Source organism: Burkholderia sp. AU31624 (assembly GCF_020420065.1).
Classification (GTDB): domain Bacteria; phylum Pseudomonadota; class Gammaproteobacteria; order Burkholderiales; family Burkholderiaceae; genus Burkholderia.
Window position 1 is genome coordinate 181,832 of record NZ_JAIZRT010000004.1, and the last position, 20,729, is coordinate 202,560.

General features: G+C 68.9%; 19 protein-coding genes. 9 read left to right on the forward strand and 10 right to left on the reverse strand.

What is annotated here, in order from left to right:
* Nucleotides 1-157: 157 nt before the first annotated feature.
* Entirely contained in the window at nucleotides 158-904 is a 747-nt protein-coding gene (locus LGM89_RS15940) for a MipA/OmpV family protein (protein WP_226206693.1), read from the reverse strand.
* Between the two features lie 246 nt (nucleotides 905-1,150).
* Between LGM89_RS15940 and LGM89_RS15945 the strand changes: the two genes are divergently transcribed.
* Nucleotides 1,151-1,876 (forward strand): response regulator, encoded by a 726-nt coding sequence (locus LGM89_RS15945; RefSeq protein WP_089472565.1) that lies wholly within the window; start codon nucleotides 1,151-1,153, stop codon nucleotides 1,874-1,876.
* Nucleotides 1,877-3,253 carry an ATP-binding protein gene (locus tag LGM89_RS15950; RefSeq protein ID WP_226206590.1) on the forward strand — a complete coding sequence of 459 codons (1,377 nt, stop codon included), beginning with the start codon at nucleotides 1,877-1,879 and terminating at the stop codon, nucleotides 3,251-3,253.
* A gap of 50 nt (nucleotides 3,254-3,303) precedes the next feature.
* Here LGM89_RS15950 and LGM89_RS15955 read toward each other — a convergent pair whose 3' ends face one another.
* The 6 genes from LGM89_RS15955 to LGM89_RS15980 all read right to left on the reverse strand — a co-directional run bounded on the left by LGM89_RS15955 (nucleotide 3,304) and on the right by LGM89_RS15980 (nucleotide 10,503).
* Complete coding sequence (locus LGM89_RS15955; RefSeq protein ID WP_226273392.1) at nucleotides 3,304-4,344, reverse strand: FecCD family ABC transporter permease; 1,041 nt, start codon at nucleotides 4,342-4,344, stop codon at nucleotides 3,304-3,306.
* On the reverse strand, nucleotides 4,341-5,336 hold the full coding sequence (locus LGM89_RS15960) for an ABC transporter substrate-binding protein (RefSeq protein ID WP_413227467.1): 996 nt from the start codon (nucleotides 5,334-5,336) through the stop codon (nucleotides 4,341-4,343). The genes LGM89_RS15955 and LGM89_RS15960 overlap by 4 nt, the downstream gene beginning before the upstream one ends.
* Before the next feature lie 5 nt (nucleotides 5,337-5,341).
* Nucleotides 5,342-6,139: an ABC transporter ATP-binding protein gene (locus LGM89_RS15965; RefSeq protein ID WP_413227474.1), complete on the reverse strand. Its 798-nt coding sequence runs from the start codon at nucleotides 6,137-6,139 to the stop codon at nucleotides 5,342-5,344.
* Nucleotides 6,139-8,229: a TonB-dependent receptor gene (locus tag LGM89_RS15970; protein WP_226273642.1), complete on the reverse strand. Its 2,091-nt coding sequence runs from the start codon at nucleotides 8,227-8,229 to the stop codon at nucleotides 6,139-6,141. Before LGM89_RS15970 ends, LGM89_RS15965 begins: the two co-directional genes overlap by 1 nt.
* Nucleotides 8,230-8,508: 279 nt before the next feature.
* Nucleotides 8,509-9,417 carry a transporter gene (locus LGM89_RS15975; RefSeq protein ID WP_226273394.1) on the reverse strand — a complete coding sequence of 303 codons (909 nt, stop codon included), beginning with the start codon at nucleotides 9,415-9,417 and terminating at the stop codon, nucleotides 8,509-8,511.
* A 162-nt stretch (nucleotides 9,418-9,579) separates the two neighbouring features.
* On the reverse strand, nucleotides 9,580-10,503 hold the full coding sequence (locus tag LGM89_RS15980; protein WP_226273395.1) for a LysR family transcriptional regulator: 924 nt from the start codon (nucleotides 10,501-10,503) through the stop codon (nucleotides 9,580-9,582).
* Between the two features lie 118 nt (nucleotides 10,504-10,621).
* Between LGM89_RS15980 and LGM89_RS15985 the strand changes: the two genes are divergently transcribed.
* Genes LGM89_RS15985 through LGM89_RS16005 form a run of 5 tightly spaced genes read left to right on the forward strand, consistent with a single transcriptional unit; the run spans nucleotide 10,622 to nucleotide 15,676 of the window.
* Entirely contained in the window at nucleotides 10,622-11,503 is an 882-nt protein-coding gene (locus LGM89_RS15985) for an intradiol ring-cleavage dioxygenase (protein WP_089494603.1), read from the forward strand.
* Entirely contained in the window at nucleotides 11,500-11,802 is a 303-nt protein-coding gene (locus LGM89_RS15990) for a Dabb family protein (protein ID WP_226273396.1), read from the forward strand. The genes LGM89_RS15985 and LGM89_RS15990 overlap by 4 nt, the downstream gene beginning before the upstream one ends.
* Before the next feature lie 7 nt (nucleotides 11,803-11,809).
* Complete coding sequence (locus LGM89_RS15995) at nucleotides 11,810-12,877, forward strand: maleylacetate reductase (RefSeq protein ID WP_226273397.1); 1,068 nt, start codon at nucleotides 11,810-11,812, stop codon at nucleotides 12,875-12,877.
* A gap of 50 nt (nucleotides 12,878-12,927) precedes the next feature.
* Nucleotides 12,928-14,595: a bifunctional 3-(3-hydroxy-phenyl)propionate/3-hydroxycinnamic acid hydroxylase gene (locus LGM89_RS16000; protein ID WP_226273398.1), complete on the forward strand. Its 1,668-nt coding sequence runs from the start codon at nucleotides 12,928-12,930 to the stop codon at nucleotides 14,593-14,595.
* Nucleotides 14,596-14,608: 13 nt separating this feature from the next.
* Nucleotides 14,609-15,676 carry an alpha/beta hydrolase gene (locus tag LGM89_RS16005; RefSeq protein WP_226273399.1) on the forward strand — a complete coding sequence of 356 codons (1,068 nt, stop codon included), beginning with the start codon at nucleotides 14,609-14,611 and terminating at the stop codon, nucleotides 15,674-15,676.
* A gap of 46 nt (nucleotides 15,677-15,722) precedes the next feature.
* Here LGM89_RS16005 and LGM89_RS16010 read toward each other — a convergent pair whose 3' ends face one another.
* Nucleotides 15,723-16,163 carry a nuclear transport factor 2 family protein gene (locus LGM89_RS16010; protein ID WP_226273400.1) on the reverse strand — a complete coding sequence of 147 codons (441 nt, stop codon included), beginning with the start codon at nucleotides 16,161-16,163 and terminating at the stop codon, nucleotides 15,723-15,725.
* A gap of 50 nt (nucleotides 16,164-16,213) precedes the next feature.
* Nucleotides 16,214-18,238, reverse strand: coding sequence for an FAD-dependent oxidoreductase (locus tag LGM89_RS16015; RefSeq protein ID WP_226273401.1), 2,025 nt, complete (start codon nucleotides 18,236-18,238; stop codon nucleotides 16,214-16,216).
* A 151-nt stretch (nucleotides 18,239-18,389) separates the two neighbouring features.
* On the opposite strand from LGM89_RS16015, the gene LGM89_RS16020 reads away from it, so the two are divergent.
* Nucleotides 18,390-18,926: a PadR family transcriptional regulator gene (locus tag LGM89_RS16020; RefSeq protein ID WP_174975641.1), complete on the forward strand. Its 537-nt coding sequence runs from the start codon at nucleotides 18,390-18,392 to the stop codon at nucleotides 18,924-18,926.
* 22 nt (nucleotides 18,927-18,948) lie between these two features.
* A complete protein-coding gene (locus LGM89_RS16025; protein ID WP_226273402.1) occupies nucleotides 18,949-19,593 on the forward strand; it encodes an SGNH/GDSL hydrolase family protein in 645 nt (214 codons plus the stop codon).
* Between the two features lie 70 nt (nucleotides 19,594-19,663).
* On the opposite strand, the gene LGM89_RS16030 is transcribed toward LGM89_RS16025, so the two are convergent.
* On the reverse strand, nucleotides 19,664-20,644 hold the full coding sequence (locus tag LGM89_RS16030) for an NADPH:quinone oxidoreductase family protein (RefSeq protein ID WP_226273403.1): 981 nt from the start codon (nucleotides 20,642-20,644) through the stop codon (nucleotides 19,664-19,666).
* Nucleotides 20,645-20,729: the final 85 nt, after the last annotated feature.

Here is a 20,729-nt window from a genome sequence, read left to right on the forward strand (position 1 = left end):
GCATGTTCGGTCCGCGCGCCCGGGCCACGCCGATTTCGCATGTCCGAGCCGCGGGTTCGGCCTGCCGCCGAAGCCGCCTGCATGTTACCGCACGCCGCGCGGCGTGACGGCACGTGCAGGCCGGCTGCGCCACACGATGCATGCCGCGACGATTCGCTCAGAACTTGTAGGTCGCGCCCGCGATGGCGTAGTAGTTGCTGCGCGACTGGACGATCGGGCTGTCGCCGTAGCGGCCGAGCAGCCGCGTCACACCGCCGGTCGCGAGCACCGACCAGTGCTGCGACAGCGTCCAGTTCCACGCGAGCGCCATCGACGCGCTGTCGATCCCGCCGCGCGTCGAATACGGGCGGAACCGGCTCGTCATCGACTGCGCATCGGTCACGCCGTAGAACGTCTGCGTGTAGCGCCCCGAGCCCGCGTGCACGGTGCCCGTCACGATGATCTCGTGCTGCGCGGTCTTGAACACCGGCACCGCGAGATCCATGTGCCCCGACACGCCGCGCGACGTGTGCGTCACGGGTGTGTCGATCGTGACGCTCAATTCTGCCGCGTTGAACAGCGTCACGCCCGCGCGCACGCCGACCAGCACCGAGCCCGGAACCCGGCCCATGCCCTTCAGGTAATCGGAGCCCGGCATGTCGAGGCGGTTCTCGTCGGCTCGACCCACGTCGTAGCTCACCGCCGCCGACACGAACGCGCCGTGCGGCAAGTCCAGCCGGTAACCGGCGCCCTGGGTGCTGTCGATGAAGAAGCCATTGCCGAACTTCGCGGCAAACCCCGGCGCGACGACGCCGCGAGACTGGTTGCTGCCCGGGTAGCGCGGCGCGATACCGCCACCCAGCGACAGCGAATACTGGTTTTCCGCGTGGGCGGCGGCGGCAAGGGTCAGGCCGGCGAGCGGCATGCAATAGCGGTAGCGGCGGAGTATTGGGCGCACAATATTGAGATAAAAGTGACGGAGCCCGCAGTCTAGGTGTCGCCCCGCGCCGCGACTGTCCTGAATATTCGGGGAATCTGTGCTCAATTGTGTTCGATTGTTCGAGATTGTCGCCCCGCTCCCCCGGCCTTCGATGCGCCGGATAGAATTCGCGTGCCGCGCCGCGCACCGGCCTGCCCGGGTGTGAAACGGCGCGTGCACATTGACGAGACCATGAACGAAGATCCGCTCAAATACCGCGTACTGCTGATCGAGGACGACGACCGCCTGGCGCAGCTCGTCCGCGAATACCTCGACGGTTATGAATTCACGGTGACGGTCGTCCGGCGCGGCGACCTCGCCGTCGCCGCGGTGCGCGAGCACCAGCCGGCCCTCGTGATACTCGACCTGATGCTGCCGAACCTCGACGGCATGGAAGTCTGCCGGCGCATCCGCGCGTTCACCAACGTCCCCGTGCTGATCCTGACCGCGCGCCTCGATGTCTACGACCAGGTCGCGGGCCTCGAGACGGGCGCCGACGACTACGTGACGAAGCCGATCGAACCGCGCGTGCTGGTCGCCCGCGCCCGCGCGCTGCTGCGCCGCGCGCAGCCGGCCGTCGCGGAAGCGCCGGTGGCCGCGCCCGAGGCGCTCGTGTTCGGCGAACTGGCGATCTCGCCGCCGAACCGCACCGTCACGTGGCGCGGCGAGCCGGTCGACCTGAAGACCGCCGAATTCAACCTGCTGCTGATCCTCGCGCGCGCGGCCGGCACCGTGCTGAGCCGCGACGACATCCTGAAGCAGCTGCGCGGAATCGAGTTCGATGGGCTCGACCGCTCGGTCGATTCCGGCATCTCGAAGCTGCGCCGCCGCTTCGAGGATGCGTCGTCGGAGCCGCACAAGATCAAGACGATCTGGGGCCGCGGCTACCTGTTCAGCCCTTCCGCGTGGGACGAATAAATGCTCCGCCCATTGATTCGGCTGTACCTCGTCGTGATCCTGTTCGTCGCGGCGTCGATCATCTTCATCCAGCTGTCGTTCGACCGGATCTTCTACGATCGCAGCGCGCAGGCGGAGCGCGACGCGTTGACGACCTACGCGTTCGTGCTGAACGACTACCTCGAACGCCATCCGGGCGAGCAGCGCAAGGTGGCGCTGCGCGAGCTCGCGAAGCACGGCAACGAACGGTTCGACTTCATGCCGATGGCCACCGCCCGCGCGCAATTGAGCGGCGAGCCGCTGCGCGATCTCGACGCCGGCCTGATCGCGATCAGCTACGACGCGAAGGATTACTACATGCCGCTCGCGGATGGTTCGGTGCTGCATGCGCGGCCGATCGAAGCATTCAGCCTCGACATCAGGATCTATGCATACATGCTGCTCGCGCTCAGCACGCTGTTCGCGGTGGTGCTGTGGATTCACTATCACTGGCGCGACCTGCGCAGGCTGCAGGAAGCCGCCCGCGCATTCGGCGCCGGTACGCTGTCGACGCGCGTGAAACTGTCCGGCAAGTCGAACATCTACGAGCTGTCGCAGCAGTTCAACGACATGGCCGAGCGCATCGAGGCGTCGATCAAGCAGCAGCGGGAAATGATGCACGGCATCTCGCACGAACTGAAGACGCCGCTCGCGCGGCTCGAATTCGGGCTCGCGCTGCTCGCCGAGCCTGACGAAACGGCCCGGATGCGCGAACGCCGCGACGCGCTGCGGCGCGACGTGCGCGAGCTCGACGAGCTCGTCACGGAGCTGCTGACGATCGGCCGGCTCGAACAGGGTGCCAGCCAGCTCGCGCCGATGGAAGTCGTCGTCGACGCGCTGCTCGACAGCGTCGCCGGCAACGTCGCGAACGACATCGTCGATCGCGGCATCACGCTCGACGTGTCGGCCCTCGACGCGCCCGCGACCCACGTATGCGACCCGAAGCTGGTCGCCCGCGCGTTGCTGAACCTGATCCGCAACGGCGCGCGTTATGCGTCGCGCACGGTGCTGCTCGCCGCCGAGCGCAACGCGTCTGGCGCGCTCGTGTTGAGCGTCGACGACGATGGCCCCGGCATTCCGGCCGCCGAACGCGCCCGCGTGTTCGAACCGTTCCAGCGGCTCGACTCCAGCCGCGACCGGCAGACCGGCGGCTTCGGGCTCGGGCTCGCGATCGTGCGGCGCGTCGCGCAGGTGCACGGCGGTGACGTGCGGCTCGAGGATTCACCGCTCGGCGGCGCACGCTTCGTGATCACGCTGCCCGCGCTGTCGCTGCCGGACAACCTGTTCGACTTGCCGGAGCCCCTCGCGCATGCCGACGCGTTCGGCGGCAGCACCGGCATGGCCCTCCCCCGGCAATGACGCGCGCGGCGGGCGGCGCCCCGGCGGCCCTCGCCTGACCTGCGCGCCGCTCAGCGGCGGCGCAGCAGCGCGACGAAGAACAGGCTGCCGAACATCGCGGTCACGATCCCGATCGGCAGATCCTCCGGCGCCGCGAGCGTGCGGGCGGCCACATCGGCCCAGACGAGCAGGATCGCGCCCGTCAGCGCGGCCACCGGCAGCAGCCTGCCATGCTCGGCGCCGACGACGCGACGGCACAGATGCGGCGTCACGAGCCCGACGAAGCCGATCGCTCCGCTCACCGCCACCATCGCGCCCGTCGCGAACGACGCGACGACGAACACCTCGCGCCGCATCCGCCCGCTCGGCACGCCGAGCGCAGCCGCGGCCACATCGCCCGACATCAGCGCATTCAGTTCGCGCCGGCGCGCATACAACGCGCCGCCGGCGAGCGCCGCGCAGACGGCCGGCACCGGCAGCAGATCCCAGCGCGCCAGCCCGACGCCGCCCAGCATCCAGAACAGCACGGAGGACGCCGCGCGCTGGTCGCCGAGATACAGCAGCAAGTTGCCGAACGCGGCCATCATGAACGACACCGAGACGCCCGCGAGCAGCAGCCGGTCCGATTCGAGCCGGCCGCGCCGGTAAGCGAGCGCGACGACGCAGGCGGTCGCCGCGAGCGCGCCCGCGAACGCGGCAGCCGACAGCGTGAACGGGCCGAACGCCGCACCGGCCATCACGGTGACCGCGACGGCGCCGAGCATCGCCCCCGCGCTCACGCCGAGCAGGTGCGGATCGGCCAGGCGGTTCGCGGTCGCGGCCTGCAGCGCCACGCCGACCGCCGCCAGCGTCGCGCCGACGAGCGCGGCCAGCAGCGCGCGCGGCATCCGGATCAGCCAGACGATGCTGTCGTCGCCCGCCCCCGCCGCAACCGCGCCGGCCTCGCCGAACGCCGACACGATATGCGTGGCGACGATCCGCACCGCCGCCGGCATCGCGATCGGCGCCGGCCCGAACGCGGCCGACGCGACGATCGACACGATCAGCAGCAGCGCCAGCGCCGGCAGCACCGCGCGCATGGCAGGCCGCGCTGCACGCACGTGCATGCTCATCGCGCCGGCCCGGCGAACGCGGCCGGATACAGCGCGCGCGCCAGCGTCTCGACGGCCGCGACGTTCTCGGGGCCCGGCGTCGCCGCATCGTACGGAATCACGACGAAGCGCCGGTCGCGGATCGCGGCCACGCGCGCGAGCGACGGCTGGCTCAGCAGGAATTGCTGCTTCTGCGCGGCCGTCACGGCCGAATAGTCGACGATCACGATCACCTGCGGATCGCGCGCGACCACGCTTTCCCAGCTCACCTGCGTCCAGCTGCGCGGCAGGTCGGCCATCACGTTGCGCGCGCCGGCCGCCGCCAGCAGCGCGGTCGGCATCGCGAGCCCGCCGGCCGTCATCGGCTTGTCGGTGCCGCTGTCGTAGACGAACACGCGCAGCGGCTCCGGATGCCCGATCGCGCGCGACACCGCCGCGAGACGCGTGCGCATCGACGCGACGACCTGCGCGGCGCGCGCGTCGACGCCGAAGATCCGGCCGAGATTGTTCAGGTCGCGGAACACGTCGTCGAACGACGCGGCTGCCTGCTTCATCACGTGCGAACACGATTCGGTCAGCTCGTACGCACGGATGCCGAACGGCGCGAGCGTCGCGGGCGTCACCGGGCCGCCGACATGCATCCCGTAGTTCCAGCCCGCGAGATAGAAGTCGGCGCGCGCGGCCGCCAGCACCTCGAGCGACGGATACTGGCTCGCCAGTTCGGGCACGCCGCGCAGCGCATCGCGCACGCGCGCGGTGCCCGTCTTCCAGCCGCCGATCCCGGTGTAGCCGACGAGCCGGTCCTTCAGGCCGAGCACGAGCATCATCTCGGTCAGGTTCACGTCGTTGCTCACCACGCGCGTCGGCGCGCGCTCGAACGTCACGTCGCGATCGCAGCTGCGCACGGTGACGGGATAGGCGCCCGCCTGAGCGGCCGCGCAGCCGAGCACGGTCGCGGCAACCAGCCGGCGGGATAGAGATGACAACGTGGGGGACAAGACAGGAAACGGCATGGCAATCATTCCGGATGAAGCGGCGTGATGCGCGGCCGGCCCGTGACGGGATGGCGATCGACGAGCGCGGCGACGCCGAACACGTCGCGCAGCAACGCTTCGGTCAGCACGTCGGCCGGCACGCCCGATGCGACGACCCGGCCGCGCGCGAGCACGTGGAGCCGGTCGCAATACGCGGCCGCGAGATTGAGGTCGTGAATCGTGGCGAGCGTCGCGATGCCGAGGCGCCGCACGCGCGCGAGCAGTTCGAGCTGATGGCGCAGGTCGAGATGGTTGGTCGGTTCGTCGAGCAGCAGCAGTTCGGGCTGCTGAGCGAGTGCGCGGGCCAGCAGCGCGCGCTGCTTCTCGCCGCCCGACAGCGACGCGAAGCGTTGCGCACGGCGCTCGACGAGGCCGACGTCGTGCAGCGCGGATTCGACGATCCGGCGATCGTCCGCCGTCTCCGCATCGAACGGCCGCTGGTGCGGCGTGCGCCCCATGCCGACCAGCTCGTCGACCGTCAGCCCGAAATCGTCCGGCGTCTCCTGCTGCAGCACCGCGATGCGCTGCGCGACCGCGCGCGGCCGCATGCGCCATACGTCCTGCGCATCGAGCACGACACGGCCGGTGTCGGGCCGCGCGTAACGGAACACGCAGCGCAGCAGGCTCGTCTTGCCGCTGCCGTTCGGGCCGACCAGCCCGACGAACTCGCCTTCGGCCACGCTCAGCGTGACGGAATCGAGCACGGTGATCGCGCCGCCGGGCGACCAGCTCACGCGTTCGATGTCGAGCATGTGCATCACGGGACGCGCGCCGTGCCGCATCAGAAGCGCATCGTCGCGACGAGCTCCGCCGAGCGCGAGGGGCCGAGCAGCCATTGCTCGCCGCCGTTCGACGTCGTCACCGCATACGTGCGGTTCGCGAGGTTGCGCAGGACCAGCGCCAGCTCGGTGCGCGACGTCGGCTGCCAGCGCAGCGACGCGTCGAACACCGTGTATGACGGCACCTGCACGCGGTTCGCGTCGTCGCCGTAGGTCGCGCCGACGTAGCGCACGCCCGCGTTCGCCTGCCAGCGCTCGGCAAACGCCCAGCCGAACCACAGGTTCGCCGTCTGCTGCGGCACGTTGGCCGGCGCATTGCCGGCGCGCGACACCGTCGTGCTGCCGACCTTCTGGTTGAACGCGTCATAGCGTGCGCGCAGCAGCGCGACGTTCGCATCGACCGTCAAGCCGTGCGGCAGCCGCGCGCCGCCCGTCAGCTCGATGCCGCGCGACGATTGCCGGCCGACCTGCTGGCGCAGCGCGGGATTGAACGGATCGGTGGTGAGCAGGTTGCGCTTCGTGATGTCGTACACGGCGACCGTCCAGAATGCGCGGCCGTCGAGCAGCGTCTGCTTGACGCCGGCTTCCCACTGTTCGCCAGTCGCGAGCCGGTAGCCCGCCTGCGACGCGGACAGCGTCACGAGCGAGCCGAGGCCCTCCGCGCCCGTCGTGTACTGCGCATACGCGCTGAGCGTCGGCGCGACCTCGAACACGAAGCCGGTGCGCCAGCCGACGTTCGCGAAACGCTTGTCGAAGCCCGCGCCGGTCGCTGCCTGCTCGCGGCTGAACGCGATGTGGTCGTAGCGCAGCCCGCTCACCCACGCGAGCCGCGGCAGCACCTCGAGCCGGTTCTCGGCGAACACCGCCGCCTGCCGCGTGCGCGTGCTGAACTGCGGCACCGTCGGGTCGGGGCTCGTGAACACGCCGGGATCGAAGCCGTGCGCGGGCACCGTCGACTCGCCGCCGTACGGCGCATTGTTGGTGCCGCTGAACGTGATCTGGCTGAATTCCGTGCCGACGACGAAGCGGTTCGCGCGGCCGAACAGCGTGCCGTCGAAGCGTGCGCTCAGCCGATCGCCGATCTGCCGCTGGTGGTGGCCGATGTCGAGATAGTCGCCGCGCGTGACGCGCCCCGTCGCGGCATCGAGCGCATACGATTCGGCGTTGCGCCACTGGCGGTTCGACGTCAGGTAATAGAGCTGGTTGTCGATCGTCACGCCGGCCATCGGCCGGTAGGTCGCCGACAGGCGCGTCCACTGGTCGTAATAGGAAATCGACGCGTCGGCGACGTTGTAGTTGCGCTTGCGCAGCGACGGATCGAGCACGCCGTTCGGCGCCGGCACGCCATAGTAGGTCGCCGGCATCTGGCGGCCGTAGTCGAAGTCGAGCGTCAGCGTGAGCGTCGGGCTCACGTCGAACTTCAGCGCGCCGCCGACGGCCGTCGTATGCGTATCGGCCCGCTCGGCGAGTCCGTTCGCGCGCGCATCGCTTGCATGGAAGCGATACGACAGCCGCGGGCCGAGCGCGCCCGTCGTATCGAACGCGGCGCGCTTCGCACCATCCAGGCCAACACCGACCTGCAGCGTCGTCTCGCGCGTGCGCTGCGGCCGCTTCGACACCACGTTCACCACGCCGCCGATCGCCCCTTCGCCGTACAGCACCGACGCCGGGCCGCGCAGCACCTCGATGCGCTCGACCGACCACGTATCGAACGGGAACGTGATCGTGCCGGCAGCCGGCATCAGCCGCACGCCGTCGAGCAGCGTCATCACCGATTCCTGCCCGCTGAAACCGCGCACGCTCAATGCGGTGCCGCCGGTGCCGGGCGCCATCGCACTCGAGAAACCCGCGGTGCGTGTCACCGCGTCGAGCACCGTGCGATCGCCGCGTGCGTCGATCGTGTCGGCCGTGACCGTCTCGACGCTCGCGGGCGTGTCGAGGCTCGCGAGCCCGAGCCGCGAGCCGGTTTCGAGCGGTTGCGTCAGCGGGTCGGCCGGTGCGGATGGCGCGCTGACGTTGATCGCCGGCAGTGCATGCCGTTCGTCCGGTGCGGGTGCGGCCGCTTCGGCGGCCCACGCGCCGGAGCTCGCCATCGCGCAGCCCAGCAGGGTCGTGCAGCCGCGGGCCGCGCGAACGCGCCAGGCGTCGGCGTTCCGGCGCGACGCGGCGTGGTGCCGCTCCCCGCGCGCCGGGGTGTGTCTGGTTTTCGTCACGTCGTATCGATCTTCGGAGGGTGGCGTCGCACGCGGCCGTGCCAGGCAGCCCGGCCCGTCGGTGGCGCAAACCCCGGATGATACAATATATCATCTTGATTCGTCAGGATTTCGTCAGGTTGTCCCGGCCGGGTGCGCGGCCGGGGCCGTACGCCGCGCCTACAACGGAAAACTGAACTGCACCCACAGCTTGTCGCCCTGCGGCCGGTTGCGCACCGCGAACTCGTGCTGGTACTTCACGACCACGCCCGACGCCGGCCCCCACATGACACGCAGTTGCGGGCCGATCGCGACCGATTGCCCGCGAAAGCCGTCCGACGCGACCTTGACGCCGTCCTGCGTATCGTCGGTGAACTGCTTCAGGAACGTGCCCTGCACGCCGAGCTGCACGCGCCGGTCGATCGCATAGCCGATCAGGTAGTCGAGCACGGCGACCGCCCCCGAGTGGTAGCGCGTCGCATGGTTCGGCGAATTCAGCTCCAGCAGCGTGGTCGTCGAGATCTCCCAGTCGCGGCCCGGAAACCAGGTCGTGCTGACGTACGGCAGGAACGCAACCGTGTTCAGCCCGGTGTTCGCGATCCGGTTCGCCGCATACGCACCGGTCGGCACCGCGAACGACGGCGAGAAGAACGCGAAGAAGGTCTTCGATGCGTTCGCATAGTTGATCATGAACGGCTCGAGGATCACGTCGCCGAGCGACGTGCGGTTTCCCGTCCCGCCCGGCGCCGACAGATGCAAATGCACGATCGGCACGATCGCGCTGCTCGACAGCGAGAACGGCCCGAGCGTCGCGCCCCAGGTGTGAACGACGCGCGGCGTTTCCGCGACGACGCTCAGGTGGAACCCCGGCACCGCATTGCCGCCGTCCGGCCCGGCGAACCGGTTCGACGCGTAGTAAAGCGAATAGTTGAAGTACTGCGTGTTGCCGGGTGGCGGAAGCAGCCCGTTCAGCACCGTGTTGACGCCGAACGGATAGCTGATCTGCCCGTTCTCCGTGGCCGACGCCGGAACCTGAATGGCTCCGGCGATCAGGAGTGCCAACGGCACCCGTCGCAAGGTGAATCTCATGTCGTCTCCAGACCGGATTGTTATCGTGTCATCGCGAGCCGGGCATCGCAGGCCCGGGGAGACGCAATGTAAAGCGCACGACAGCGGCGAAAAAGACGACGTTCGGGAGAACAGTTCTCCGTCACACGGAGAAATACGCGACGGTGCAGCGCCGGCCTGCGATCAGCGGCCGACTGCCTTCCATTTGCGCGCGAGCCCGAGGCGTTCGAAGCGCTCGATCAGGAACTCGGCGAACACGCGGATCTTCGCCGGCTGATGGCGGCGGCTCTGGTACGCGATGTTGACGGTGAGCGCCGGCAGTTGCCAGTCGGTGAGCACCGGCACCAGCTTCCCCGCGACGATATCGTCGTGAATGATGTAGAGCGGCTGGATCAGGATGCCGAGCCCGGCAAGTGCCGCGGCGCGGATCACCTGCCCTTCGTTCGCATCGAGCACGCTCTTGATCGTGACCGACTGCTTCTTCGCGCCGTGGCGGAAATGCAGCACGTACGGATCGTTCGCAAGGTTGTAGACCAGCAGCCGGTGGTCGCACAGCGCATCGGGCGTCGCCGGCGCGCCGTGCTTCGCCAGATACCCGGGCGACGCGGCCAGCACGCGCCGCGTCTCGGCGAGCTTGCGCACGGTGATGCCCGAATCCGCTTCATGCTCGCGCGTGCGGATCGCCACGTCGATGCCGGCCTCGATGAAATCCGGATAGCGGTTCGCCGCGACGATCTGCACGTTCAGGTTCGGGTAGCGCCGATGGAACTCGGGCAACGCGGGCGCGATATAGATCGACGCGAACGATACCGATGCGGTCACGCGCAGCGTGCCGGCCGGATTGACGCTCGCTTCGTTGACCGCCGCATCGGCCTCCGACAGTTCCATCAGGATCGCGACACAACGCCGGTGGTATTCATGCCCGGCGTCGGTCAGCCACAGGCGGCGCGTGGTGCGCTCGACGAGCCGCGCCCCCAGCCGCTCCTCCAGCGCGTTCAGGCAGCGGCTCGCCGCCGCGCTCGACATCCCGAGCCGCTCGGCGGCCTTCGACAGGCTGCCCAGCTCGGCGACCTGCACGAAAAATTCGATCTGCGTCCACTTGTCCATGCGTTCGATTCTTCCACCTGGCGGAGAACAAAACTCCTCCAAACCCTCTTTTTTACGATCCGGGGAAGAATTAATGTTACGTCAACGCGTTATCCAACGACATCAGGAGACACCCCCTATGCGCAATCTCAACGAAGACACCATCACACAGGCCGTGATCGCGTCGCTGGGCGGCTGTCGCGACGAGCGGTTGCGCACGGTGATGACCAGCCTCGTCCAGCATCTGCACTCGTTTGCCCGGGAGACGAAGCTCACCGAGGCCGAATGGCAAGCCGCGATCGGCTTCCTGACGGCCGTGGGCCACATCACCGACGACAAGCGCCAGGAGTTCATCCTGCTGTCCGACGTGCTCGGGCTGTCGACCCTCGTCACCGCGCAGAATCACGCGAAGCCGGCCGGCTGCACGGAGGCGACCGTATTCGGTCCGTTCTACGTCGAAGGCAGCCGCGACTTCGGGATGTTCGACGACATCGCGAACGGCGCCTGCGGCGAGCCGTGCTTCGTGTCGGGCCACGTGCGCGGCATCGACGGCCTGCCGATCGCGCACGCCTCGCTGGAAGTCTGGCAAGCCGACGAGGACGGCCACTACGACGTGCAGCTTCCGGCCGACGACGGCTCGGTCACGCACCGCGCGCGCGGCCGGCTGCGCACCGATGCCGACGGTCGCTACGCATTCCGCTCGATCCTCGCCGAGCCGTATCCGATTCCGCACGACGGCCCCGTCGGCGCGATGCTCGACGCGCTCGGCCGTCATCCGTGGCGGCCCGCGCACCTGCACTTCATGATCGAGGCGCGCGGCTACGAAACGCTGATCACGCACGTGTTCCGCGACGGCGACCGCTATCTCGACTCCGATGCGGTGTTCGGCGTACGGTCGACGCTCGTCGCCGACTGGGTCCGGCACGCGCCCGGCATCGCGCCGGACGGCTCGCGCATGGACACGCCGTTCTACACGCTCGAGTACGACTTCGTGCTCAATCCCGCGGAGCGCGCCGCATGATCCGCCACGTCGTGATGTGGAACGTCGCCGGCGCGACCGAACCCGAGCGCGCGGCGGCACGCACCACCGTCAAGACCGCCTTCGAAAGCCTGCGCGGCCGGATTCCGGGCATGACGCACCTCGAAGTCGGCGCGGATTTCAGCGCGGCCGACCACGCGTGCGACCTGATTCTCGTCGCCGATTTCGAATCGCGCGCAGCACTCGACGCATACGCGACGCATCCTGAACACACACGTGTACGCAACGCACTGACGGGCCTGCGCATCGCGCGCCATCAGGTCGACTACGCAACGGAGTAACAACGACATGAACTTCATCTACCAGGCCCGCCCCGCCCGCGTGATCTTCGGCGCAGGCAGCCTCGAGCATCTCGAACGCGAAGTGCTGGAACTGGGCGCGCAACGCGCGATCGTGCTCTGCACGCCGGAGCAGCGCGACCTCGCGCAACGCCTCGTCGAGCGGCTCGGTGCGCGCGCGGCCGGGCTGTACGATCGCGCGACGATGCACGTGCCGATCGAGATCGCCCGCGATGCGCAGACGTTCGCCAGGTCGTGCGATGCGGATTGCGCGATCGCGATCGGCGGCGGTTCGACGATCGGCCTCGGCAAGGCGATTGCGCTCGAAAGCAGCCTGCCGATCCTCGCGATTCCGACGACGTACGCCGGCAGCGAGATGACGCCGATCTACGGCCTGACCGAAGGCGGCCTCAAGCGCACGGGCTCCGACGCTCGCGTGTTGCCGAAAACGGTGATCTACGATCCCGCGCTCACCGTCACGCTGCCCGTCGAGCTGTCCGTGACGAGCGGCCTCAACGCGATCGCGCACGCGGCGGAAGGCCTCTACGCGAACAACGCGAATCCGGTGATGAGTCTCATGGCCGAAGAAGGCATTCGCGCGCTCGCGCGCGGCCTGCCCGGCGTGCGGCGCGACCCTGCCGATCTCGCCGCGCGCAGCGACGCGCTCTACGGCGCGTGGCTGTGCGGCATGGTGCTCGGCAACGTCGGCATGGCGCTGCACCACAAGCTCTGTCACACGCTCGGCGGTAGCTTCAACCTGCCGCACGCGCCGACCCACACGGTCGTGCTGCCGCATGCGCTCGCGTACAACGCCGCGCACGCGCCGGACGCGATGCGGCGGATCGCCCGCGCGATCGGCACCAACGACGCCGCACGCGGCCTCTACGCGCTGGCGCTCGACAACGGCGCGCCGGTCTCGCTGAAGGCGATCGGCATGCAGGAAGCCGACCTCGATCGCGCCGCCGATCTCGCGGCCGCCAATCCGTACTGGAACCCGCGCCCGATCGAACGCGACGGCCTGCGCGCGCTACTGCAGGACGCGTTCGACGGCAACCTGCCCGGCTCGACCGCGCGCTGAGCCGGCTACACGACAAACCAACAAAAGACACCGTCATGGAGACACCCCGCATGAACACCGAATCAAGCGCGCACGGCGACAGCACCGTCGAACACTACGACGTCGCCATCGTCGGCTACGGCCCGACCGGCCTCGTCGCCGCCTCGATGCTGGGCCGCGCCGGCCATCGCGTGATCGTCGTCGAACGCTGGCCGACGCCCTACGGCCTGCCGCGCCTCACGCACATCGACGGCGAAACCGCGCGCATCGTGCAGGCGAGTGCCGATGTCGATCACGCGCTGCGCAACGCGAAGGCCGTCGACACCTACCATTACCGCGATGCGAACGGCGACCTGCTGCTCGAACTGAACTGGGCCGGCCGCGCGTGCGGCTACCCCGCGCACATCTCGATCTACCAGCCCGACATCGAGGACGCGATCGATGCGCGCGCCAGCACGTTCAGGAAGGTGACGATCCTGCGCGGCTGGGAAGTCGATACGCTGCTGCAGGACGACGACGGCGTGACGCTGACCGCGCATCCGTCGCGCGGCAGCCAGGACGCGCAATGGACCGGCAAGCCGCGCGCGATTCGCGCCCGCTACGTGATCGGTGCCGACGGCGCGAACAGCTTCGTGCGCCGCACGCTCGGCATCGAACGGTCGGATTTCGGCTACAACGAGCGCTGGCTCAATCTCGATTCGGAGAACCAGCGCGATCTCGGCGACGGCTGTGCGCGCACGACGATCTACTGCGATCCGGCACGCGCGTACATGCACATGCCGATCGGCACGAAGCGCACGCGGTTCGAGCTGCGCGTGCTGCCGGACGAATCGACCGCCGAATGGGAAACGGAAGAAGCCGGCTGGAAGTGGCTCAACGACCACTACGGCTACGGCCCGGACGACCTGAAGCTGCTGCGCCACGTCGTCTACACGTTCGAGACGCGCATGGCCGAACGCTGGCGCGCCGGCCGCGTGCTGCTCGCGGGCGATGCCGCGCACACGATGATGCCGTACATGGGACAAGGCGCGTGCTCCGGCATGCGCGACGGCATCAACCTCGCGTGGAAGCTCGACCTGGTGCTGACCGGGCGCGCGTCCGACGACCTGCTCGACACGTTCGAAGCCGAGCGTCGCCCGCACGTGACCGCGATCACGCAGATGTCGCTGTTCCTCGGGCAGGTGGTCAACGAGGACGACCCGCGCAAGGTCGCCGAGCGCGACGCGGCCTTCCGCTCCGGCAACATGCCGCCGATGCCGCCGTTCCCGAAGCTCGAGCACGGCATCGTGCACGACGAAGCCGACGGCACGCGCGTGCCGACGACCGGCGCGCCCGCACCGCAGGGGCGCGTGCGCCGCGGCGCGGCCGAGGGCCGCTTCGACGACGTGGTCGGCCGCGGATTCCAGCTCGTCGCACGCGAACACCCTTCCCGCTACCTCGACGACGCGCAGCGTGCGTTCCTTGCGCGGCTCGGCTGTCGCGTGGCCGTGCTGTCCGACGACGTGAGCGAACCGGATGCCGTGGTCGACCTCGACGGCGAACAGCACGCGTTCATGCACGCGCACGGGATCGGCGCGTATCTCGCGCGGCCGGATTTCATCGTATTCGGCTCGGTGGCCGACCTGCGCGACCTCGGCACGCTCGTCGATGCGCTCCGCGACAAGCTGTACTGGTCCGCCGCGTCGGCCGAGCCGTCCGCCGCTTCGGCAGCTTCGGCGGCCGTCACCCACGCATCGTGAAGGAGGGTTGCGCATGACGACCGAACTGTCACCGTTCGCGCTGTCCCTGCAACGCGCGATGCCCGTCACGCGCCTGCTCGACTGCGGGATGGACCATGCGGACGCAATGGCACTGCACGCGCGCACGTCCGCGGGCGAACCGTGGGACATCGCGGCCGAAGCGCTGGCCGACGCGCAGCTCGCGCGCGCCGCGCAAGCGGCGGAAGCCGGCCACCGGGTCACGGCCGCCGACGCGCAGGCGATGGCCATCGCGAACCTGCTGTTTGCGCAGATGGCGTTCAACCACGACGTGCCGCGCAAACGCGCGCTCTATGCGCGGCTGGTCGACGCGTCGCACGATCTCGCGCGCTGGTCCGACAAGCGCATCGAGCGCGTGGAAGTGCCGTTCGGCGACGCGCACCTGATCGGCTGGCTGGTCCGGCCGCCGACCGACCGCGTACGCGGCACCGTCATCCTGTTCGGCGGCCAAAGCGGCTGGGGTTTCGCGTACTGGCCGATCGCGCGCGCACTCGCGGCGCGCGGCGTCGCCACGCTGCTTGCCGAAGGGCCCGGCCAGGGCGAGACGCGGCTCGAACAGCGGATCTTCGTCGACGTCGACATGCGCGCCGCGTACCGGCGTTTCGTCGATGCGGTCGCCGACCGCGTGCCCGGGCCGATCGGTATCTGGGGAAACAGCATCGGCGGGTTGTGGGCGGCCGCGACCGCCGCGAGCGACCAACGGATCGCCGCCTGCTGCGTGAACGGTGCACTCGCGGCGCCGACGCTGCTGCCGTTCCGCACGTTCGTCGAACAGGCTGCGGCCATGCTCGGCAACGACGATCCCGATGCGGTCACGGCAAACTTCGCGCGGATGCGCTTCTCGTCCGAACGCGACCGCATCGCGTGCCCGCTGCTGGTGCTGCACGGCGGCGACGACCCGCTGATCCGGCTCGACGATCAGCAGCCGTTTCTCGATGCGGCGACGTCCGGCGATGCGACGCTCAGGGTCTGGCCGGACGGCGAGCACACGATCTACAACCATGCGTCCGAGCGAACCGCGTTCGTCTGCGACTGGTTCGTCGAGCGGTTCGCGCGGGCGTGACGACGCCAGGCAGTGGGTCGGGAACCGGGCGGCCCGGCGGCCCGACTCAACCGCCGAGCTTGAACGACGGCAACTGCTGCGCGAGCCGCGCGCCCATTTCCGCGCCGAGTGCCTGCAGCGCATTGAACGGCCGGATCATGACTTCGAACTCGACGATCCGCCCTTCTTCGTCGAAGCGGATCATGTCGATCCCCTTCAGCGCCTTGTCGCCGATGGCCGCACTGAACTCCAGCACCACGCTCTTGCCGTCGTCGGTGACGAACTGGCGGTGATAGGTGAAATCCTCGAGGATCGTGATCACCGTGCGCAGCGCCAGCAACAGCGCGGGCGCCGGCCCGTACGGCTTGAACGCCATCGGCGAACGGAACACGGCGTCCGGATGGACGATCGACTCCAGTGCGCCAAAATCCTTGCGTTCGACCATCGCGTGCCACGTGTCGAGCGATTGCGCGACAGCGGATTGAAGGTGCAGCGGTGCGTTCGTCATCGAAGGCTCCTGTATCGTCGGGCGGAAAAGAAACGAATCGGTCTGAAATCTCAAAGGGTCGCGGCCAGCGTCGTGCCCTGGTGAATCGCGCGCTTCGCGTCGAGCTCGGCCGCTTCGTACGCGCCGCCGATCACATGGACCTTGCGCCCGGCGGCCTCCAGTTGCTCCGCCAGTTCGCGCAACGGCTCCTGCCCCGCGCAGATCACGACGTGGTCCACCGGCAGCGTCTGCTCGACGCCGTCGATCGTCACGTGGAATCCTGCGTCGTCGATACGCCGGTACGTCACCGCCGACGACATCCCGACACCACGCGCCTTCAGCGCCGTGCGGTGGATCCATCCGGTGGTCTTGCCGAGCCCGTCGCCGACCTTCGATGCCTTGCGCTGCAGCAGATGGATTTGCCGTGCCGCCGGCTCGGGGTGCGCATGACGCAAGCCGCCTGCGTTCGCGTACGACGGGTCGACACCCCACTCGGCGAAGAAGCGGTCCGCATCGACGTGCCCGGCGCCCGCACGATGCACGAGATATTCCGCGACGTCGAAGCCGATCCCGCCGGCGCCGACGATCGCAACATTGCGGCCCACCGCCTTGCCGTCGCGCAGCACGTCGAGATAGCCGAGCGCCTTGGCGTGCCCGACCCCGTCGATCGGCGGTGTGCGCGGCACGATGCCCGTCGCGATCACCACTTCGTCGAATTCGCGTTGCAGCAGCAGCTCGGCGGTCGCGCGCGTATTGAGGTGGAGCGTCACGCCGCGCAATTCGAGCTGCCGGCGGAAATAGCGCAGCGTCTCGTTGAACTCTTCCTTGCCGGGCACCTTCTTCGCGATGTTGAACTGGCCGCCGATCTCGGCGCCGGCTTCGTACAGCGTCACCGCATGCCCGCGTTCAGCCGCGGTGACCGCGAAGCCGAGGCCCGCCGGCCCGGCGCCGACCACGGCGATCCGCTTGCGCTGCTGCGCGGGGCGAATCACGAGCTCGGTTTCATGGCACGCGCGCGGATTCACGAGGCACGACGTGATCCGGCCGCTGAACGTATGGTCGAGGCAGGCCTGGTTGCAGCCGATGCACGTGTTGATTTCGTCCGCGCGCCCTTCCCGTGCCTTGCGGACGAACTCGGCATCGGCGAGAAACGGCCGCGCCATCGACACCATGTCGCAATAGCCGTCGGTCAGCAGTTGCTCCGCGACGTCCGGCGTGTTGATCCGGTTGGTCGCGACGAGCGGGATGCCGACCTTGCCCATCAACTGCCGCGTGACCCAGGCGTACGCGGCGCGCGGCACCTTCGTCGCGATGGTCGGAATGCGCGCCTCGTGCCAGCCGATACCCGTATTGATGATCGTCGCACCGGCCGCTTCGATCGCCTGCGCGAGCCGGATCACTTCGTCGAGCGTCGAGCCGCCTTCGACGAGATCGAGCATCGACAACCGGTAGATGATGATGAAGTTCGTGCCAACCCGCTCGCGCACGCGCCGCACGATCTCGACCGGGAAACGGATGCGGTTCTCGTACGCGCCGCCCCATGCGTCGTCGCGATGGTTCGTGCGCGATGCGATGAATTCGTTGATCAGGTAGCCTTCGGATCCCATGATCTCGACGCCGTCGTAACCCGCATGCTGCGCGAGCGCCGCACATCGGACGAAATCGGCGATCGTCTCGTCGACTTCATCGCTCGTCAACGCATGCGGCGTGAACGGGTTGATCGGCGCCTTCAGCGCGCTCGGCGCGGCAAGCGCCGGGTGATACGCGTAGCGCCCGAAATGCAGGATCTGCAGCGCGATCTTGCCGCCCTCCGCATGCACCGCGCGCGTCACGACACGATGACGCTCGGCTTCCGCTTCGGTCGTCAGCATCGCGCCGCCGGGCGCCGGACGGCCCCGCTCGTTCGGCGCGAAGCCGCCCGTGACGATCAGGCCGGCCTCGCCGCGCGCCCGCTCCGCATAGAACGCCGCCATCCGCTCGAAGCCGTTCGGCGCTTCCTCGAGGCCCACGTGCATCGACCCCATCAGCACGCGGTTCCTGAGTGACGTGAAGCCGAGCTCGAGCGGGGTCGTCAAATGCGGATAACGCGACGTCATGGGGTGTCTCCAATTTTTATGCAACAAGTTGCACAGATAGTAGTCGACCGCTTTCGTTTATGCAACCCGTTGCATAAACGCATCCGTCATCTTGTACTGTGTCCCCGATATGGCAAGATGCGGTTCATTCCGCGGCCTCCTTCGATCCGACATGTCCCTGCCCCACGCCCTCCTCACCGCGCTCGCCGAACGCCCCGGTTCAGGCTCCGAACTCGCGGACCGTTTCGATCGCTCGATCGGCTATTTCTGGCAGGCGACGCATCAACAGATCTATCGCGAGCTGGGACGTCTCGAGGAAACGGGCTGGATCGAATCGCTGCCGGCCGAATCGGGGCGCGGCCGCAAGCGCGCGTACCGGATCCTGCCGGCCGGCAAGAAGGAGTTGCGGCGCTGGATCGCCGAACCGGAAGACCCGACGCCGCTGCGCGAAGCGTTGATGGTGCGCCTGCGCGCGGAAGCGGTGCTCGGCCCGGCCGGCCTCGAGGACGAAATCAGGCGGCGCATCGCGTTGCACCAGGAGAAGCTCGACCTGTATCTGCAGATCGAGGCACGCGATTTTTCGGAAAGCGCCGATTCGCGCACGAAGCGCCTTCAGCACCTGGTCCTGCAGGCCGGCATCGCGAACGAGCGGTTCTGGGTCGAATTCTCGCAGCACGCGCTCGACGTGCTGCGCTTGCCGAAAGACTGAACGACTGACGGAGGAAGGGACGATGACGCAGAAAACCGTGCTCTGCTACGGCGATTCGAACACGCACGGCACACGCCCGATGACGCGTGCCGGCGTACTGGAGCGGTTCGCACGCGAAGAACGCTGGACCGGCGTGCTGGCGCAAACGCTCGGCGCGAGCTGGCGGGTCATCGAAGAAGGATTGCCCGCGCGTACGACCGTGCATGACGATCCGATCGAAGGCCGGCACAAGAACGGTTTGTCGTATCTGCGCGCGTGCGTCGAAAGTCACTTGCCCGTCGATGTCGTCGTGCTGATGCTCGGGACCAACGATCTGAAGACACGCTTCTCGGTCACGCCCGCCGACATCGCGACGTCGGTCGGCGTGCTGCTTGCCGAGATCGCCGCGTGCGGTGCGGGCCCGTCCGGTGCGTCACCGACGCTCGTGCTGATGGCGCCTGCGCCGATCGTCGAGGTCGGCTTCCTCGGCGAGATCTTCGCGGGCGGCGCCGCGAAGTCGCGGCAGCTCGCGAAGCGGTACGAACAGGTGGCAAGCGATGCCGGCGCGCACTTTCTCGATGCCGGCGCGATCATCGAGGTGAGCCCGGTGGACGGCGTTCACTTCGCGGCCGATCAGCATCGTGCGCTCGGGCAGCGGGTCGCCGCCCTTCTGCAGCAGATCGCGTAACGCGCACGAGCGCCGAACCGCAGCCGCGCGGCGTGTGCCGGAACACGGCACGCCGCGCGCGGAAAGCCGGTCACGCGTCCGGCAGGATCACCACCTTGCCCTTCACCTGCCGGTTGGCCATCCGCGCGATCGCATCGGCCGCATCGGCCAGCGACACACGCTCGGTGATCGCGGGTCGTACCTTGCCGGCCGCGAACCATTCGGCCAGCAGGCGCATGTTCGCGACATGCTGCTTCGGATCGCGGCGCACCGCATCGCCCCAGAACACGCCCAGAATGTCGCGCTCCTTGAGCAGCGCCAGGTTCAGCGCGAGCTTCGGAATCTCGCCGGCCGCGAAGCCGACCACGAGGAACCGGCCGCGCCACGCGGTCGCGCGCAACGCCGCTTCGCTGTAGGCACCGCCCACCGGATCGTAGACGACGTCCGCACCGCGCCCGCCGGTCAACTCGTCCACGCGGCGGCGCAGGTCTTCGGTCGCATAGTCGATCGTCTCGTCGGCGCCCGCTTCGCGGCACAGCGCCAGCTTGTCCGCGCTCGACGCCGCCGCGATCACGCGCGCGCCAAGTGCCTTCGCGATCTCGATCGCGGCGAGGCCAACGCCGCCCGCCGCGCCCAGGACGAGCAACGTCTCGCCTGCTTGCAGCCGCGCCCGCTGCTGCAACGCGTGTAGCGACGTGCCGTACGCGAGCACGAGCGCCGCGCCCTGCTCGAATGTCATCCCCGGCGGCAGCGCGGCAAGCTGGTGCACGTCGGCCACGCACTGCTGCGCAAAGCCGCCGTGCCCGGTGAACGCGACCACCGCATCCCCCGGCTGCCACGCGGTCACGCCCTCGCCCACCGCGTCGATCTCGCCGGCAAATTCCGCGCCCGGCGAAAACGGCAGCGCCGGCTTCACCTGGTACAACCCCTGGACGATCAGCGCGTCGGGGAAATTGAGCGACGCAGCCTTCACCCGAACCCGGACCTGGCCCGCGGCCGGCTCGGGAATCGCCACGTCCTCGATGCGCAAGCTGTCGATTGGGCCGAATGCGGTACACAACAGGGCTTTCATGTTCGTCTCTCTCCTTGAGCGGCGTCGCCGCGCATCGAATCATCCCGCGGGGCGCGCCCGCACGGCCGGCTTACGACGAATCCGC

Coding starts and splice junctions, on each gene's coding strand:
- LGM89_RS15940 (WP_226206693.1), bottom strand. CDS start 904: ATGCCGCTCGCCGGCCTGACCCTTGCCGCCGCCGCCCACGCGGAAAAC.
- LGM89_RS15945 (WP_089472565.1), top strand. CDS start 1,151: ATGAACGAAGATCCGCTCAAATACCGCGTACTGCTGATCGAGGACGAC.
- LGM89_RS15950 (WP_226206590.1), top strand. CDS start 1,877: ATGCTCCGCCCATTGATTCGGCTGTACCTCGTCGTGATCCTGTTCGTC.
- LGM89_RS15955 (WP_226273392.1), bottom strand. CDS start 4,344: ATGAGCATGCACGTGCGTGCAGCGCGGCCTGCCATGCGCGCGGTGCTG.
- LGM89_RS15960 (WP_413227467.1), bottom strand. CDS start 5,336: ATGCCGTTTCCTGTCTTGTCCCCCACGTTGTCATCTCTATCCCGCCGG.
- LGM89_RS15965 (WP_413227474.1), bottom strand. CDS start 6,139: ATGCGGCACGGCGCGCGTCCCGTGATGCACATGCTCGACATCGAACGC.
- LGM89_RS15970 (WP_226273642.1), bottom strand. CDS start 8,229: ATGGCGAGCTCCGGCGCGTGGGCCGCCGAAGCGGCCGCACCCGCACCG.
- LGM89_RS15975 (WP_226273394.1), bottom strand. CDS start 9,417: ATGAGATTCACCTTGCGACGGGTGCCGTTGGCACTCCTGATCGCCGGA.
- LGM89_RS15980 (WP_226273395.1), bottom strand. CDS start 10,503: ATGGACAAGTGGACGCAGATCGAATTTTTCGTGCAGGTCGCCGAGCTG.
- LGM89_RS15985 (WP_089494603.1), top strand. CDS start 10,622: ATGCGCAATCTCAACGAAGACACCATCACACAGGCCGTGATCGCGTCG.
- LGM89_RS15990 (WP_226273396.1), top strand. CDS start 11,500: ATGATCCGCCACGTCGTGATGTGGAACGTCGCCGGCGCGACCGAACCC.
- LGM89_RS15995 (WP_226273397.1), top strand. CDS start 11,810: ATGAACTTCATCTACCAGGCCCGCCCCGCCCGCGTGATCTTCGGCGCA.
- LGM89_RS16000 (WP_226273398.1), top strand. CDS start 12,928: ATGAACACCGAATCAAGCGCGCACGGCGACAGCACCGTCGAACACTAC.
- LGM89_RS16005 (WP_226273399.1), top strand. CDS start 14,609: ATGACGACCGAACTGTCACCGTTCGCGCTGTCCCTGCAACGCGCGATG.
- LGM89_RS16010 (WP_226273400.1), bottom strand. CDS start 16,163: ATGACGAACGCACCGCTGCACCTTCAATCCGCTGTCGCGCAATCGCTC.
- LGM89_RS16015 (WP_226273401.1), bottom strand. CDS start 18,238: ATGACGTCGCGTTATCCGCATTTGACGACCCCGCTCGAGCTCGGCTTC.
- LGM89_RS16020 (WP_174975641.1), top strand. CDS start 18,390: ATGTCCCTGCCCCACGCCCTCCTCACCGCGCTCGCCGAACGCCCCGGT.
- LGM89_RS16025 (WP_226273402.1), top strand. CDS start 18,949: ATGACGCAGAAAACCGTGCTCTGCTACGGCGATTCGAACACGCACGGC.
- LGM89_RS16030 (WP_226273403.1), bottom strand. CDS start 20,644: ATGAAAGCCCTGTTGTGTACCGCATTCGGCCCAATCGACAGCTTGCGC.